The organism is Aquirufa sp. (assembly GCF_044239315.1).
In the GTDB taxonomy this organism is placed as follows: domain Bacteria; phylum Bacteroidota; class Bacteroidia; order Cytophagales; family Spirosomataceae; genus Aquirufa.
Genome location: NZ_JBIIBQ010000010.1, coordinates 14,332 through 31,340 on the forward strand (window position 1 = coordinate 14,332; position 17,009 = coordinate 31,340).

7 protein-coding genes are annotated in these 17,009 nt (G+C 40.8%); 5 read left to right on the forward strand and 2 right to left on the reverse strand.

What is annotated here, in order from left to right; translation table 11 throughout:
- Positions 1-296: 296 nt before the first annotated feature.
- Positions 297-3,326, reverse strand: coding sequence for a carboxypeptidase-like regulatory domain-containing protein (locus ACILP5_RS05190; protein ID WP_395617594.1), 3,030 nt, complete (start codon positions 3,324-3,326; stop codon positions 297-299).
- Between the two features lie 464 nt (positions 3,327-3,790).
- Here ACILP5_RS05190 and ACILP5_RS05195 point away from each other — a divergent pair, with 464 nt between their 5' ends.
- On the forward strand, positions 3,791-7,069 hold the full coding sequence (locus ACILP5_RS05195; protein ID WP_395617595.1) for a carboxypeptidase regulatory-like domain-containing protein: 3,279 nt from the start codon (positions 3,791-3,793) through the stop codon (positions 7,067-7,069).
- Positions 7,070-7,157: 88 nt separating this feature from the next.
- Here ACILP5_RS05195 and glmS read toward each other — a convergent pair whose 3' ends face one another.
- On the reverse strand, positions 7,158-8,993 hold the full coding sequence (gene glmS / locus ACILP5_RS05200) for a glutamine--fructose-6-phosphate transaminase (isomerizing) (RefSeq protein ID WP_395617596.1): 1,836 nt from the start codon (positions 8,991-8,993) through the stop codon (positions 7,158-7,160).
- A 239-nt stretch (positions 8,994-9,232) separates the two neighbouring features.
- Between glmS and ACILP5_RS05205 the strand changes: the two genes are divergently transcribed.
- From ACILP5_RS05205 to ACILP5_RS05220, 4 genes are all read left to right on the forward strand, one after another.
- Positions 9,233-11,092, forward strand: coding sequence for a glycoside hydrolase family 13 protein (locus ACILP5_RS05205; RefSeq protein ID WP_395617597.1), 1,860 nt, complete (start codon positions 9,233-9,235; stop codon positions 11,090-11,092).
- Positions 11,089-13,842, forward strand: coding sequence for an alpha-amylase family glycosyl hydrolase (locus ACILP5_RS05210; RefSeq protein ID WP_395617598.1), 2,754 nt, complete (start codon positions 11,089-11,091; stop codon positions 13,840-13,842). The genes ACILP5_RS05205 and ACILP5_RS05210 overlap by 4 nt, the downstream gene beginning before the upstream one ends.
- Before the next feature lies 1 nt (position 13,843).
- Positions 13,844-15,481: an amidase gene (locus tag ACILP5_RS05215; RefSeq protein ID WP_395617599.1), complete on the forward strand. Its 1,638-nt coding sequence runs from the start codon at positions 13,844-13,846 to the stop codon at positions 15,479-15,481.
- 70 nt (positions 15,482-15,551) lie between these two features.
- Positions 15,552-16,985: a Gfo/Idh/MocA family protein gene (locus ACILP5_RS05220; protein ID WP_395617600.1), complete on the forward strand. Its 1,434-nt coding sequence runs from the start codon at positions 15,552-15,554 to the stop codon at positions 16,983-16,985.
- Positions 16,986-17,009 lie beyond the last annotated feature (24 nt).

Genomic DNA, 17,009 nt, shown 5'->3' on the forward strand with positions numbered 1-17,009 from the left:
ACACTTAACTCTCTAAACTTCGAGTCATTCATCTCAAATACACTAACTTGTTGAAGGATAATGCATTTAAATCGATACAACGGACTGTTGATTCAGTGCAAGTTAATTTTTTTTTTCTTTGATTTCTACAAAAATGTATAATTTTTTTATCAAAATTTAACTTATGCTTAACAGAGGTTATTGAGGTTAAACCATTAGATTAAAATTTCCATTTCTGAGTTTTTTTAAAAAAAAATAAAAAAAAAGGGCCATCCAAAATGCTTGGAAGGCCCTTTAATGGAAACTTTTATTGCTAATTAGTTCAAGAACTCATCAAAAGTTAAGCTCACATAGTACATGGAACCTACAGTAGGGTTACCCCATGCTTGTCTGTATCCATCACTGAACATGTTATTTCCACCAATTTTCAGGTTAGACTTCAATGACTTCATTTTTAAACTTACTTGAGCATCGAAAGTTCCGAATGCAGGCATCTTAGATAATTGGAAGGTAGATACATCTGCATTTACGAATGAAGACTGCCAAACAAATTCATCCTGCCATCTGTAAGACATAGAGAAACCAATGTTCTTTACAATCTCACGATTCGCGAAATTCAATACATAGCGGAACTCAGGAGTATTGAAAGAAGGCTGGAATCCAGATGCTCTCAATTTCTCTAAGTCCTGAAGTTTATTGTAAGATACGTTACCTCCAATAGTGTAGTTTTTAGGTAAACGGTAATCCAATCCTACTGCCCAACCATAAGATTTGATGATCTCTTTTCTATTAACAGGCAATGAATAGACACTTCTTGTACTAGAATTCAATAGGTTAAGACCTAAAGTTGATGCAGGGCTAGTAGCAACGTAGTTTCTGTCCTGAACCAATACTTGTCCTCCAATGAAGTTTTCAAAGTTATTGTAGTAACCATAAGCATCAACTAACAATTTGTTAGCAAACAATCCCTTGTAACCTAACTCATAAGATTGAACAATTTCTGGCTTGAATTCCTCCGCTTTGAATGGCACCAATAAAGCTTGATTAGCTGTTGCTGCATTAACAGGAACTAATTGAGCAGCAATTGTAGGTACGATAGTAGGTACCAAAGCTGCGATAGCTGCAGGAGCCTGAGCTGCAGGAAGTGTACCAGCTTGTACTTGTGCAGTTACGATGGCTGTAGCTTGAGTAATCGCTAGCTGAGTTGCCTGCTGAATTGAAGCTTGATAAACAGGTGAAGAAGGCTGAGTAGCAGATAAAACTGCTCCACCAAATTGCGTTACCGTAGCTAGTGTATAGGCTGGGTTAGTAGCGAACTTGTAACGATCTCTAAAGAAAGGTAAACCACCGATTAAACGTGCCTGAGGAGTTACCAAGTCGATGAACAGATCTTGTGTCGTAGGCATACGGAATCCAGTTTGGAAAGATGCTCTAAAGTTGTGCGTTCCTTCAGTATAAACTGCAGATACACGTGGAGATACTTGACCTTTAAATCTTTCTTTCTTATCGTAACGAGCAGAAGCCGTCAATCTAAGTTTATCATCGAATAAAGACTTGGCACCTTGAATGTAAGCACCATGCTCGTTGTTAGTAAACTCTTTGCCGTTATCATCAGTAGCAAATAGCGTCTTGTCAGAATTTAATTCAAAAACTCTAAAGTTAGCGCCGATTACAAAATCAGCCCATTTAATTTCTTTAAATTGATAAGAACCCTCTAGGTGATATAAGTTTGTTTTATCCACAAATTTAGCACCTACGCCAGAAGCATTCCCTGGAATTGGAAGATTTACAACATTATTTTTGGCAGCTTCAAATTCTGGAGTTCCAGGTATCAATCTACCTTGGTCAGCAAATTTTCTCGCTGCATCGTGAGCTAAAACCTCGCTCAACCCACCCGCTCTAGCTTGAGCAAATGCTCCTACGTACTGAGGGAACCAAAGAGTACTCGGTTTCCATGCTTCGTTGATACCTTGTGCGGCAATACCTACAGCAAACGCATCACCTGAACGCTCTTGTGTGGTGTAAGCTCTTAAGAACCAGTTAGCACCTTTCAATTCAGCTTTGAGTTGACTTAACTGGAAGTTAGCAATGGAGTAGCGATCAGCACCCGTGTAAACCGTAGTTCCGAAACCATAGTTACCTTGAATGATTGCCTCTACACGGTCATTAATACGGTAATGAAGGGCTGCATTGAATTTTAATGATTTCGTACCATAATCGGCTAAATCAGATTCTCTATAACCTGTTCTAGAAATAGATGTTTGTGGAATCAAAGGAAGGACTGCAGCAGGTAAAGCGCCTGCGGAAATCATACTTTGAGCAGTAGAGAACATATTAACGTTGGTTTCATCACCATATACGTTTACTCCGTTATACCCTGGATTGGTATCACGTCTACCATTTGAGATTCTAAAACCATTTAATAAGGACTGATCTCTGAAATCGTTTGCTTGCCAATCATCTGCTTTTAAATAAGAAAAGTTTACTTTAAAGGCAACCTTGTTGCTGAATGCCTTAGCGAATCTAGCACTGAAGTCATAGAAACCTGTTTGTGCAGTAGTTCTATCTTGTTGATCCATCAAACCTGATCTTACATTCACAGAAAGACCTTGGTATAAGAATGGACTTTTAGAGTTCATTAATAGGATACCATTGATTGCGTTAGGGCCATAAAGTGCTGAAGCTGCTCCTGGAAGCAATTCAACGCTTTCCAAATCCAATTCAGGAATACCAACAATGTTACCTACAGAGAAGTTTAAACCGGGAGCCTGGTTATCCATACCGTCGATCAGCTGAACCGTTCTCACGTTACCGTTAGCATTAAAGCCTCTTGTATTAAATGATTTAAAGGTCAAGGACTGTGTGCTCATTTCTACTCCCTTTAAATTATTTAAAGCATCATAGAAACTAGCTTGAGGGACATTGCGAATGGCAAGGATATTCATTTTTTCAACAGATACTGGAGATCTAAGGATACTTTCTTCCACTCTTGAGGCTGAAACTACTACATCTTGTCCTAAAACAGATGTTTCAGTTAATTCAACCGAAAGGGTAGACATTCCTCTATTGATTTCGACTTCTTTCGTTCCGAAACCAACCATAGAGAAAACCAAAGTAAATGGAGCCTCTTGATTGACTTTCAAGGAATACTTACCGGATAGGTCAGAAATTGTTCCAGTTACTTTTCCTTTAACCTGGATGTTCACCCCTAGCAAAGTTTCCTTCGTGTTTGCATCCGTGACTGTACCTGAGATGGTAGTCTGAGCAAGTGAAACAGTGGATCCTAATAAAAGGAATACAACCACCGAAAGCACTGAACTCCAGATTTTTCTGGTAAAATTTTTCATATTCTTAAATTTTGTAAAGAGTTAATATGTTGTTAATAAAGTTGAATACAACCCAATTTTTTCGAAATTTAAAGGAAAAAGACAACTTTCTATACTTTTTATGAAAAAATTCTCAAAAATTGAACTTTTACGAGGTAGGGTGATTTAGGCTAGTGGTTGTAAGACATAACCCCTGAGTAAGGGATTCTAAACCAGAAAAAACTAATATGAATAGTAAAAAGAAATCTAAATCCTAGATTATTTCAATCAAAAGAAGGTATAACTAAAGCTAGAATTTGGACCCACTAGTGAAATAAATTAAAAAAAAATATAAAAAATCCGTAGTAGCTATGTTATGTTTTCATTAAAAATTATAAAATTTGTTGTTTGAAAAATAATTTGACATTAAAGTATACCTATTAAAACATGTATACCTTTGGAAATTGTTTTTTAACTATAAATCAAACTTTATCAAATCAAAAATTATGAAGCTAAATTTACTAAAGAATTTGCTTGCCCTGTTTGTACTCTTAATGAGTGTAAGTACAGCGATGTCTCAGGGAGTTACAACCTCCGGTATCACCGGATCCATAACTGAAGCTAATGGACAACCACTTCTAGGTGCTAGTGTGGTCGTTACTCACCTTCCTTCAGGAACGCGCTATGGTGCGGTATCAAATTCAGAAGGGAAGTATTCAATTCCAGGTATGCGTGTGGGAGGGCCTTACAAGGTATCTGCTTCCTTCATCGGATTTTCTACAAAAGAAATCGACGGATTGAACCTTTCTCTTGGAACGTTCGCTAACCTGAACATTACACTTAAGGAGGATGGAAAAGTGCTTTCTGAAGTGGTAGTAAGTGCTAATCAAAACAGCCTATTCTCTAGTGAGCGTACGGGTGCGAGCACATCTATCGATAACAGAACGCTAAATAAGCTTCCAACGATCTCCAGAAGTATTAATGATTTCACGAGATTGTCTCCACAATCGAATGGCCAGTCTTTTGCAGGTCAGGATTCTAGATTGAACAATATCACTGTTGACGGTTCTTATTTCAACAACTCATTCGGATTAGGTTCTGGTTCTAACCCAGGTGGTAGAACAGGTGTTTCTCCTATCTCTTTAGATGCTATCGAGCAAATCTCTGTTAACGTGGCTCCATATGATGTGAGACAAGGTAACTTTACCGGTGCAGGTGTTAACACGGTAACTCGTTCTGGTACGAATGAATTCTCGGGATCTGCTTATTATTTCACAAGAAATAACGATAACGTAGGTAAAATTGCTGGTAACAATCGTTTTGATCCAGGTACGTTTAATTACAATCAAGTAGGATTCCGTGTAGGTGGTCCCATCATTAAAAACAAGTTATTCTTCTTTGCTTCATTCGAAGATGAGAAGGAAGCAAGACCAGGTACAACTTGGAAAGCGAATTCAGGATCGGATCCAATCACTGGTAACGTAACACGTGTTTTAGCTTCTGACCTGGATGGATTGAGCTCTTATCTAAGAAGTAAGTTTAATTATGAAACGGGTCCTTACCAAGGATATGACAACCTAACAGTAGGTACCAAGTTTTTGGTTAAGTTAGACTATAATATTAATGACAAGAACAAGTTAAGTTTGAGATACAATCACTTAAATTCTTCTACTGATGTGTTGATGTCTGGTTCTTCTTCTTTAGGTTTTGGTAATCGTAACTTTAGACCTGAAGCATTGAACTTCCAAAACTCCAACTACAGCATCATGGAGAACATCCGTTCTTTAGTGGCAGAATTAAATTCACGTATTGGTAATAACGTATCAAATAATTTAATTGTTGGTTATACTTACCAAGACGAAAGCCGTGGTGAGAAGGGAACTTTCTTCCCGATGGTGGATATCTTGAACGCTGGTTCTACATATACTTCTTTCGGATTTGAGCCTTTCACTCCTAACAACGAGTTGAGATACAAGACGTTCCAAATCCAAGATAACTTACAAATCTTCAAAGGAAACCATACGTTCACGGCAGGATTTAGCTATGAAAACTACCAGTCTGAGAACATTTTCTTCCCTGGTTCACAATCCGTATATGTATACAACTCTTTGGCTGATTTCTACAAGGATGCGGATAATTTCCTAGCTAATGGCAACAAAGTAGCTTCTGGCGTAACACAGAGAAGATTTCAGGTTCGTTGGAATAATATCCCAGGATCTGAAAAGCCAGTACAGCCTTTAGAAGTAAACTATGGTGGAGTATTCATCCAAGATGAGTGGCAAGCTAGACCTAATTTAAAGTTAACAGCAGGTTTAAGAGTAGATGTTCCTATCTTCGAACAGACTGCACTTAGAAATACAGAAATGGAGAGCATGTACTTCAGAAATCCAGCCGGAGCTTATGTAAACTTCAGAACAGATGCACTTCCAGAAGCTAATCTATTGTGGTCTCCACGTGTAGGCTTTAACTGGGATGTATTTAATAATCAAATGACACAAGTTAGAGGTGGTTCAGGAGTATTCACTGGTCGCCCTGCTTATGTTTGGATTTCTAACCAAGTGGGAAATAATGGTATCTTGACTGGTTTTGAACAACTTGACAACACGACCACTCGACCTTTCAACCCAGATCCTAATACGTACAAGCCTTCTGTAGTGACTGGTGCACCAGCAGCTTCTTACGAGCTTGCCTTGACTGAGACTGACTTTAAGTTTCCTCAAGTATGGAGATCTAATATCGCTATTGATCAGAAATTACCTGGTGGAATTATCGCAACAGGTGAATTTATCTACAACCAAGATGTGAACGGAGTAGCTTACTACAACGCTAACTTGCCGGTTGCATTCTCCCAATTTACTGGAAATGACAACCGTTACAGATGGAATGCGGCTACTAACCCTAACCGTATTAACGGCAAGATCCCGAATGCAGTGACTTTATCTAATCAAGCGGTTGGTAACTCATGGGTAGCTTCATTCTCTTTAGAAAGACCATTTACAAATGGATTATTCTTGAAGACTGCTTACAGTTATGGTGAATCTAAAAACACTGTGGATCCAGGATCTATTGCTGCAGGTACTTGGTTCGGAAACCCAATTTCGAATGATCCGAACAATCCAGCTTTAGCTAATTCAGCTAATTTCATGGGACACAGAGTTTTTGCTATTGCTTCTTACTCTAAAGACGTGTTTAAGATTGGAAATACATCGGTATCTCTTTTCTGGGAAGGTAGAACTCTGGGTAACGCTAGTTACGTAGTTGGAGGAGATTTGAATGGTGACGGTGGTACTTCTAATGATTTGATCTACATTCCAAAAACTAAAGCGGAAATGAACTTCCAATCATTTACGGCAAGTGGAAGAACTTTCACAGCTGCAGAGCAAGCGGATGCATGGGAAAGATATATTCTACAAGATGAGTACTTGAGCGCTAATAGAGGTAAATATGCCGAAAGAGGTGGAGTGATTATGCCGATGGTATTCCGTGCAGATCTTTCATTTGCTCAGCAATTGTTTACAAACATTGGTGGTAAGAGAAATACCTTAGAATTCCGTATGGATATTCTAAATGTAGGAAATCTAATAGATGCTGACTACGGTGTAGGTAAGACTTTCAATTCAACACAGCCTCTTGTAACTGGAACACCTTCTGTTAGTGCAGATGGTAGACCTCAATACAGATTCAGAAACCTTGGTTCAAGCTTGATTTCTGAAACGTACAGAGCTACAGCCGGTGTTGCTGACGTGTGGAGAATGCAGTTTGGCTTAAGATATATCTTCAACTAAGCTGAAGGTATTGAATAAAAAAGCGTCTCGGTGATTACCGAGACGCTTTTTTTATGTGCAGTAAGATATAAAACTTAACCGTTCCAAACTACTCTACGGTTACACTCTTCGCTAAATTTCTTGGCTTATCCACATCTAATCCTCTCATGACTCCGATATAGTACGAAAGGATCTGCGTTGGAATCACAGAGATTAGTGGAGCTAATAACTCGTCCACTTCTGGAACTACCATTACGTGATCAGCCATATCGCGGATCTGGGTATCGCCTTCAGAAATAACGGCAATCACCATTCCTTTGCGGGCTTTAATCTCTTGAATATTTGAAACTATTTTCTCGTAATAAGCATCTTTAGTAGCGATGAATAAAACCGGTAGGTTTTCGTCTACTAACGCGATAGGTCCGTGCTTCATTTCTGCCGCTGGGTAACCTTCCGCGTGGATATACGAGATTTCCTTTAGTTTTAGAGCGCCTTCAAGAGCCACTGGGAAATTGTATCCGCGACCTAAGAATAAGAAGTCACGTGCTTCTGCATAGTGCTTCGCTACTTCTTTGATGGACTCGTGTGTTTCTAATACAGCCTTTACTTTTTCTGGGATTAAGGCTAATTCAGCTAAATAGCGATTGTATTCGGATTCCGTAACAGTCTTTTTCTCACGACCAATTTTGATGGCCATCATCGCCAGGACGGTTAATTGTGCCGTAAATGCTTTTGTACTTGCTACGCCGATTTCTGGACCAGCGTGTGTGTAAGCACCTGAATGAGATAAACGAGCAATGGATGAGCCTACGGCGTTCACTACCCCAAAAATAAAGGCTCCCGCTTCTTTCGCTTTTTCGATCGCAACGAGGGTGTCGGCTGTTTCACCACTTTGGGAAATAGCAATTAATACATCTCCTTCGCCTACAACTGGATTTCTATAACGGAATTCTGATGCATATTCTACTTCCACCGGAATGCGGCAAAGAGTTTCAATCATGTATTCCGCGACTAAACCCGCATGCCAGCTCGTTCCGCACGCCACGATGATAATTCGTTTTGCCTGAGAGAACACGGACATGTGCTCCTCTACGCCAGCTAGTGTTAAGGTTAAGTTTTCCATGTCCAAACGGCCACGTAAACAATCCGTTAAACTGCCTGGTTGGTCAAAAATTTCTTTCAACATGAAATGGTCGAAACCGCCCTTTTCGATTTGGGCTAATTCCATGTCTAATTGTTGTATATAGGGTGTAATGTTTTCGTTACCTAAGTTCTTCAAGATGATTTCATCTGGAGAAATGATGGCTAATTCGTAGTCGTTTACGTAGATTACTTTCTTCGTGTATTCGATAATAGGGGAGGCGTCAGAGGCTAAGAAATGCTCGCCATCGCCTACACCGATTACTAAAGGAGAACCTTTACGGGCTGCGATTAAGCGATTCGGGAAGCCTTCTTCCATCACGATGATGACGTAAGCACCTACGACGCGCTTTAATGCGATGCGCATGGCTTCTTCCAGCGAAGAATTATTGTTGATTTGGATGTCTTCGATGAAGTTGACCAAAACCTCTGTATCCGTCTCACTCTTGAATGTATAGCCCTTCTGAACTAATTCTTGCTTTAATGAACCATAGTTTTCGATGATGCCATTATGCACCAAAGTCAAACGTCCACTGTTCGAGCTGTGTGGGTGCGCATTCGCATCAGAAGGTTCTCCGTGGGTTGCCCAACGCGTGTGACCGATACCCACTGTCGCCTCAGAAATGATTTCCTCATCCCAAGCTTCCAGCTCCGCTACGCGGCCTTTTTTCTTGAATGTGTTCACCATATCGCCGAATAATGCAATACCTGAACTATCATATCCACGGTATTCTAAACGCTTCAGACCCTTTAAAATAACGGGGTATGCTGCTTGTTTTCCGATGTACGCTACGATTCCACACATAAAAGAGGTAATTTATATTTGTATTATTTGAATAATTAGTAGTTTGGGATACTGAGGCTCATTTTCCTAGCAAATATCTCATATTTGAATAATAATACCAAATTTATCGGGCATATTTTACTTATCGGCGCATCTATTTTATAGGATTCTTCCGAGAATGTTCCTTCATTTCACTATTTTTTTCTATTTTCGTGATAGGTATATCAAAACCATTCAATCATTCACTATCAAATTATTTTATGAAAAAAGTCCTTTTCCTAGGCCTCCTTTTTTGTGCCTCATTCTCCCTTGTCTCTCAAGATTTACGTGTCGAACCATTGAATTGGTGGGTGGGAATGAAGAACCCGAATTTACAGTTATTGATTAAAGCCAAAGACTTAAAGGGTGGTGCAGTAACATCCACTAAAGCTGGTTTAACCGTTAAGAAAGTAACCAACGGCGACAGCCCCAACTATTTATTCGTTGATTTAGTAGTTGCACCTAATGCGCAAGCTGGAACGTATCCTTTGGTCATTAAAAAGAATGGTGCAGTGATTCACACCATCAATTATTCTTTAGAAGCTCGTGCTAAGAATTCAGCTAATCGTTCTTCATATTCCACGAAAGATGTGATTTACTTAATTACACCTGATCGCTTTGCAAACGGTAATCCGGCAAATGATAAAGCAGCCGGAATGCGGGACATGTCATTGAATCGCGGTGCACTATATGATCGCCATGGAGGTGATTTAAAAGGAATTATCGATCATTTGGACTACATTAAAAATATGGGATTCACCGCTATCTGGAATATGCCGGTGTTAGAGAATGATCAAACCTTAGAAAGTTACCATGGATACGGGATTACGGATCATTATAAGATTGACCGTCGTTTTGGGACAAATGAAGAATACCGTGAGTTAGGGAGAAAAATGGAGGCGAATGGGATGTATTTGATCAAGGATGTTGTTTTGAATCACTCTGGAAATGGCCACTGGTGGATGGATGATAAGCCATTTACCGATTGGATTAATTATGGAGGTAAATTTGTTTCCACTACACATCGCCGTGAAACAGTTCAAGATCCGCACGTGTCTAAGTACGATGCAAAATTACAGTCTGAAGGCTGGTTCGTGCCAGCGATGCCAGATTTGAATCAGAAGAATCCATTTATGCAGCAGTACATTATTCAAAATACGATTTGGTGGATTGAATATGCACATTTAGGCGGTATTCGAATCGATACATATCCCTACTCTACGAAGGAGTTTGCGACAATGTGGTCAGACGCAGTTCTAGATGAATACCCAAATCTGAACTTAGTAGGAGAGGAATGGTCGTCTAATCCGATCATCACATCCTATTGGCAACGTGGAAAAGTAAATCGCGATGGCTATAAATCATCGCTTCCAGCCTTAATGGATTTTCCGTTACAAAACGCGATTTCAGAGGCGATGAATGAAAATGATAAGGACTGGGGTAAAGGGTTGAACAAAATCTACAGCGTTATCTCAAGTGATTTAGTATATGCGAATCCAGATAATTTAGTCGTGTTTATGGATAACCATGATATGTCGCGTGTTTTTACACAGATGAAACATGATCAATCCTTATTGAAGATGGCCATGACCTATATTTTCACCACGCGCGGAATCCCACAGGTGTTTTATGGCACAGAAATTTTAATGGCTAATCCGAAGTCGTCTGAGCACGGCGAAATTCGCGGGGACTTCCCGGGCGGCTGGGCAGACGATGCGAAAAATGCATTTACAGGTGCGAACATGACAGCAGATGAGAAAGCGACTCAAGAGTTCTTCAAAAAGATTTTGACTTGGAGAAAAGGATCAGAGGCGATTCACAAGGGTAAATTGTTGCATTTTGGCCCGGAGAATGCTGGTGAAGGTAATGGCATTTATGTCTATTTCCGTTACACGGATAAGGCCAAAGTAATGGTGGTTCTAAATAAAAACGCAGAGTCTCGTAACCTTGATTTGAGTCATTACGAAGAGATTCTTCCAGCTGGTGCGAAGGCGCACAATGTGATGGAATCGACCGATGTTCTTTTCGGGAAAACTTTAAATGTCCCAGCAAAATCAGCTCAAATTTTTGAAATCCGATGAGGTATCTATTTTTCTTACTTTTATCATTTTCTACTTACGCCCAAGTTTCAACTGTTGAAATTTTCCCAACTGGAGATAAAGAGATTACCTTGATTTTTGATTTGAAGCTCGCGAAAGATTCGCGAGCTTCAGGTCTTTTAGGGAAAACAAACGATGTTTTTTTATGGTCAGGTGCAGGGGATTTAGCGACGGGGGATGCATTTAAATACCAGCCCGCAGGTCAAACTAATTTTAGTGTCCCCTTTGAAAAAGGACGGATGACCTCCTTAGGCAATGACAAATGGTCGATTAAACTTACCCCACGTACCTACTTTAATGTACCAGCTGCAAATCCGATTGTTAAATTAGGATTACTATTAAAAAGTGGGGATGGTAAAGCGCAAACGGAAGATTTTATTTTTCCGCTCTTTACAGGTTCGTATTCTTTGAAATGGTTATCCCCTACGGAGCCCTTTACTCTAGCGGATGCGGGGACATCTGTTTCCATCAGGGCTAAGTTTTCGGCCTCCTCATCGATTAGTTTAAAATCTGCAGGAACAGTGCTAGCCACCGCCTCAGCCTCCGATTCCATCAATTATACGTATGCATTAGGAACAGAAAAGGGCAAATTACATACGCTGATTTTAGAGGGAATAGCTGGGTCTTCGACAATAAAAGATTCCGTGCGTATTTTAACTAAGCCAACGGTTGTTACAGAAGCCTTGCCTGCAGGAATTAAAGATGGTATAAATTATGTTGGGAATCGAGTGATCCTCTGTTTTTATGCTCCATCTACCTCTTTCGTTTATGCGATAGGCGAGTTTTCTAATTGGTCTGCCTTACCCGGCTACTTAATGAAGCGTACTGCCGATGGCTTGCGTTATTGGATTGATTTAGGAGTTCAAGTGCCTGGCAAAGAGGTGGCCTATCAGTATTGGGTGGACGGCAATTTAGCGGTAGCGGACCCATTAACTGAAAAGATTTTGGACCCTAACAATGATAAATTCATCACATCTACCACCTACCCTGGCCTTAAAAGTTATCCAGTAGGGGCCAAGGGGATTGTGTCGGTTTTTGAGCCGGGATCCACACCATACGTTTGGAAATCGACTAATTTTACGCGTCCATCTCCTTCTAATTTACATGTTTACGAATTATTAGTTCGTGATTTCGTAGCTGATCGCCGTTATAAAACGGTGGCTGATTCTATCGGTTATTTGAAGAAGTTAGGGATTAATGCCTTGGAATTAATGCCGGTGGCAGAGTTTTCAGGAAATGATTCTTGGGGATATAATCCCATCTTTTATACGGCGCCAGATAAGGCTTATGGGACAAAGAATGACTTGAAATACTTGATTGATAAATGCCATGAAAATGGGATTGCGGTCATTATGGATATCGTTTTGAACCAGGCAGATTTTGAGAATCCTTATGTAAAGATGTACTGGGATGGGGCTAAACCTACGGCATCGAGTCCTTTCTTCAATCCTACTGCGACGCATCCCTTTAGTGTCTTCTTTGATTTTAATCATGAGAGCCTACATACGCAATGGCTGGTTGATCTGGTAACTAAGTTTTGGATAGAGGAATATAAGATAGACGGGTATCGTTTTGATTTGTCCAAAGGTTTCACACAAACGCCATCAGGTAGCAATGTAGGTCAATGGGGCCAATATGATGGATCACGTGTGCGCAATTGGAAACGAATTTATGATAAAATTCGTAGCTATGATGCGTCCGCATATGTCATATTAGAGCATTTTGCCGCAAATAATGAAGAGAATGAATTAGGAAATTATGGCATGCTTTTGTGGGGCAATAGCAAGTTTGACATGACGCGTGTAGTTCAAGGTTATACACAGGATTTAAGCCAAATATCTTACAAGACAAGAGGTTTTACGAACCCTAGCGTCATGAGTTACATCGAATCGCATGACGAGGAGCGATTGATGGTGGAAATAGCTTCTGGGGCTAAAAAGACATTTACAGCCCAAGAAAGAATAGAGCGAATGAAAATGGCAGCAGCCACTTTTTTCACCATTCCAGGGCCTAAACTGATATGGCAATTTGGCGAGTTGGGTTATGATGTGTCAATCAATGAGAATGGTCGAACTGGGGTAAAGCCCTTGAAGTGGAACTATGCTCAGGATTCTGAGCGTGCAAAATTATTAAAAGTATATCAACAGTTGGGAGCCTTAAAAACGTCGAAACCAATTTTTACAACGACTGATTTTACCGTAGGTTCGCTTTCTGTAGTGAAGCGAAATTTATTAACAAGAGGATCAGAACACTTGTTGGTCATCGCTAACCCGGATATCAATCCGCAAGTTATCTCTGCTAGCTTTCCTAAAACAGGTACATGGTACGATTATTTTAGTGGAAAATCGTTTGAAGTAAATGATGCGGAGGCAAAGATGAGTTTATTGCCAGGAGAGTTTCATTTACTGACTAATGTGGCATGGAATACAACAAATCTGGGTTTAGTACCTTGGTCCACTCCCGATTTTAATATCCTGGGCGTGGAGCAGGAATCTCAAAGTCTGAAGCTTTATCCAAACCCTGCTCGTGATTTAGTAAAACTAGACTGGGATTCCGCAGCAGCAGGTGAAACAATACTCAAATTGATGGATTCGATGGGTCGTGAGGTATTTCAGAAAAATTTACCTCAAACCAAGGGATTAAATTCAACGACTATTTCAGTAGAGCATATGTCCAAAGGGAATTATTTCATTCAAATAAATAAACAGCGTGCTAAACTATTTATCCAGTAATATGAAAAAAATCGCCTTCTTGCTGCTTTTTTCTAGCCCATTATTCTCACAGACAAAATCGGATTTATCTGGGGCTGCGTCCTTGTTTGATATTCAATTCACTACCCAGGAATTAGATACGCTGTATTCAGATGTGGTGGATAATCTAGCGAACTATAAGGCGATGCATGCGTTGTCATTAAATAACAATGTGCCCTTGAGTCTTTGGCAAAATCCAAAGCTTCCAGGAATGAAATTTGATCAGACGCAGCGACCGGTGGTTTGGCCTGCTGTTGGCTCAATCCTGCCGAAAAATCGCAATGATTTAGCTTTTTATTCCATCGATCAGCTCGCGCATTTAATCAAGTCAAAACAAATCACTTCGGTCGAATTAACGCAGTTCTTTATTGAACGAATCAAGAAACACGGAGAGACTTTGCAATGCGTCATTAGTATTCAGGAGGATTTGGCATTAGCACAGGCACGTCAGGCTGACAAGGAAATAGCGAGTGGTAAATACCGAGGTTTATTACATGGAATACCCTATGGTTTGAAGGATTTGTTCGCGGTGAAAGGCACAAAGACGACCTGGGGAGCTGCTCCTTATAAGGATCAGGTGATCGACGAGGATGCCTATGTTTATTCGAAATTGAAAGAATCAGGGGCCGTTTTAGTCGCCAAATTCACGTTAGGCGCTTTAGCGATGGGTGATTACTGGTATGGCGGTAGGACAAAAAATCCTTGGAACCTAAGCTATGGTTCTTCTGGTTCCTCGGCAGGTTCTGCCTCGGCTACGGTCGCCGGATTAGTTCCCTTTGCGATAGGTACCGAGACCTGGGGCAGCATCGTTTCGCCTTCTACCACTTGTGGTGCTACTGGTTTGCGACCTACCTTCGGAAGTATTAGTCGCTCGGGTGCGATGGCATTGAGTTATAGTTTAGATAAAGTAGGACCTATTTGCCGTTCCGCAAACGATGCGGCGATTGTGTTTCATTATTTACATGGGACGGATGGAAAGGATCTTGCGGCAGTTAATATGCCTTTTAATTACGTATCGAATAGGCCTCTGAAAGCGATGAAAATCGGATATGCGAAGAATTATTTTGACAAAATAAAAGACACCACACGCAGCGAATGGAAAGTCTTAGCTGATCTTAGAAAACAGGGTGTGGAACTAATTCCAGTAGAATTTCCAGATGAAAAAGCCTATACGTTTAACATCATGGATGTGGTGATCGGAGCAGAATGTGCCGCACAATTTGATGAGATGACGCGTAAAAATATCGATGATCAACTTACCCGCCAAACCAAATACGATTGGCCTAATCAATTCAGAACGGCTCGATTTGTGCCAGCTGTCGAGTACATTAATGCACAACGTCACCGGTATTTACTTATGCAAGAAGTAAACAAAGTTGTGTCACAATATGATGCGATTATCTGTCCTTCTCGCGGTGGCGGAAATCAATCAGCAATCACGAATTTAACCGGACATCCCGTTGTGTGTGTGCCCACTGGATTAGACGCTAAAAATAATTTGCCTACTGGTATTTCTTTTGTAGGAAAACTATACGATGAGGGTACTTTATTGCGTATTGCTCAGTTTTACCAAGATCACACCAAACACGAGGAGACTCATCCAGAAAAATTCTTGAATTGATTGATTTATAGTAGTTTATAAGTTTATTTTTTCTAATTTGGAACAAATAAACCTATAAAACGATTGAATCATGAGCATCTCCAGACGTGGCTTTTTGGAAAAAAGCGCCTTAGCATCCAGTTTTTTTATTGTTCCTCGCCACGTATTGGGCGGAAAAGGATTTTTAGCTCCCAGTGACAAATTACTCGTAGCGGGTATAGGTGTAGGAGGAAAGGGAAAGTCGGATTTGAAAAAATTCTATGAAAGCGGAAAGGCAGAAATTGCTTTTTTATGCGACGTAGATGACCGTCAAGCAAAGGATTCAGTAGCGGCTTATCCTAAAGCAAAATATTACAAGGATTGGAGAAAAATGATGGAGGTCGAGTCGAAAAATTTCGATGCGGTTTCTGTTTCAACTCCAGATCATAACCACGCCGTTCAGGCGATGGCTGCTATGCAATTAGGCAAGCACGTATATGTTCAAAAACCGATGACTCACGATATTTATGAGGCGCGCATGTTAACGGCGGCGGCTGATAAATACAAAGTCGTGACTCAAATGGGAAACCAAGGGTCTTCCGGAGATGGAGTTAGGCAGTTAGTTGAATGGTTTGATGCGGGAATTATTGGGGATGTGCATACGGTCCAAATTTGGACGAATCGACCTATTTGGCCACAAGGAATTCCTTGGTCTACTGCGAAGCCACCCGTTCCGGCAGGATTGGATTGGGATTTATGGTTAGGAACTGCACCTTATAAAGACTATGTGGACAATTTAATTCCGGGTTCTTGGAGAGGCTGGTGGGATTACGGTACAGGTGCTCTAGGTGATTTAGGTTGCCATTTAATGGAGGCTCCTTTCCGTGTTTTAGGACTTAAATATGCCTCTGATGTGCAGGCGAGTGTGGGTAGTGTGTTTACGGCTTTTGGCCAAAGAGGTGTATTCCCAGACAGCTGCCCTCCATCAAGTCACGCCACCTTAACCTTCCCTAAAACGTCGAAGACGAAGGGACCAGTGACCATGCATTGGATGGACGGTGGAATTAAGCCAGAACGTCCGGAGGAATTAGGACCTGACGAACTATTTGGCGATGGTAACTCAGGTATCTTGTTCATCGGTACAAAAGGAAAAATGATGGCCAGTGAATACGCTGCTAATCCGCGATTATTGCCTTTGACGCGAAATCAAGAAGTAAAAGTAAAGCAAAAATTAGAGCGCGTTCCGGGCAGCGCTGATGGACACTACGCTCAATGGGTGGAAGGTGCGATTGCCGGTTATGGCAACAAGCAATTAAGCTCTCCATTCGAATTAGCAGGGCCATTAACGGAAGCCATCTTGATGGCAAACTTAGCCATTCGAGTGGCAGATATGCCATTCCCTCGTCCGACCGGCAAAGGAAATCACTATCCAGGTTCGAACACGAAATTATTGTGGGATAATGAAAATATGCGCGTGACGAATTTTGACGCCGCGAATCAGTTCGTTAAGCGTACGTATCGCGAGGGCTGGAGTTTAGGCGTTTAAAAGTAAATAGATAAGGTCTCATAG

Bases quoted from the DNA above. Each gene is read 5' to 3' on its own strand.
- ACILP5_RS05190 (WP_395617594.1), bottom strand. From the start codon at position 3,326: ATGAAAAATTTTACCAGAAAAATCTGGAGTTCAGTGCTTTCGGTGGTT.
- ACILP5_RS05195 (WP_395617595.1), top strand. From the start codon at position 3,791: ATGAAGCTAAATTTACTAAAGAATTTGCTTGCCCTGTTTGTACTCTTA.
- glmS (WP_395617596.1), bottom strand. From the start codon at position 8,993: ATGTGTGGAATCGTAGCGTACATCGGAAAACAAGCAGCATACCCCGTT.
- ACILP5_RS05205 (WP_395617597.1), top strand. From the start codon at position 9,233: ATGAAAAAAGTCCTTTTCCTAGGCCTCCTTTTTTGTGCCTCATTCTCC.
- ACILP5_RS05210 (WP_395617598.1), top strand. From the start codon at position 11,089: ATGAGGTATCTATTTTTCTTACTTTTATCATTTTCTACTTACGCCCAA.
- ACILP5_RS05215 (WP_395617599.1), top strand. From the start codon at position 13,844: ATGAAAAAAATCGCCTTCTTGCTGCTTTTTTCTAGCCCATTATTCTCA.
- ACILP5_RS05220 (WP_395617600.1), top strand. From the start codon at position 15,552: ATGAGCATCTCCAGACGTGGCTTTTTGGAAAAAAGCGCCTTAGCATCC.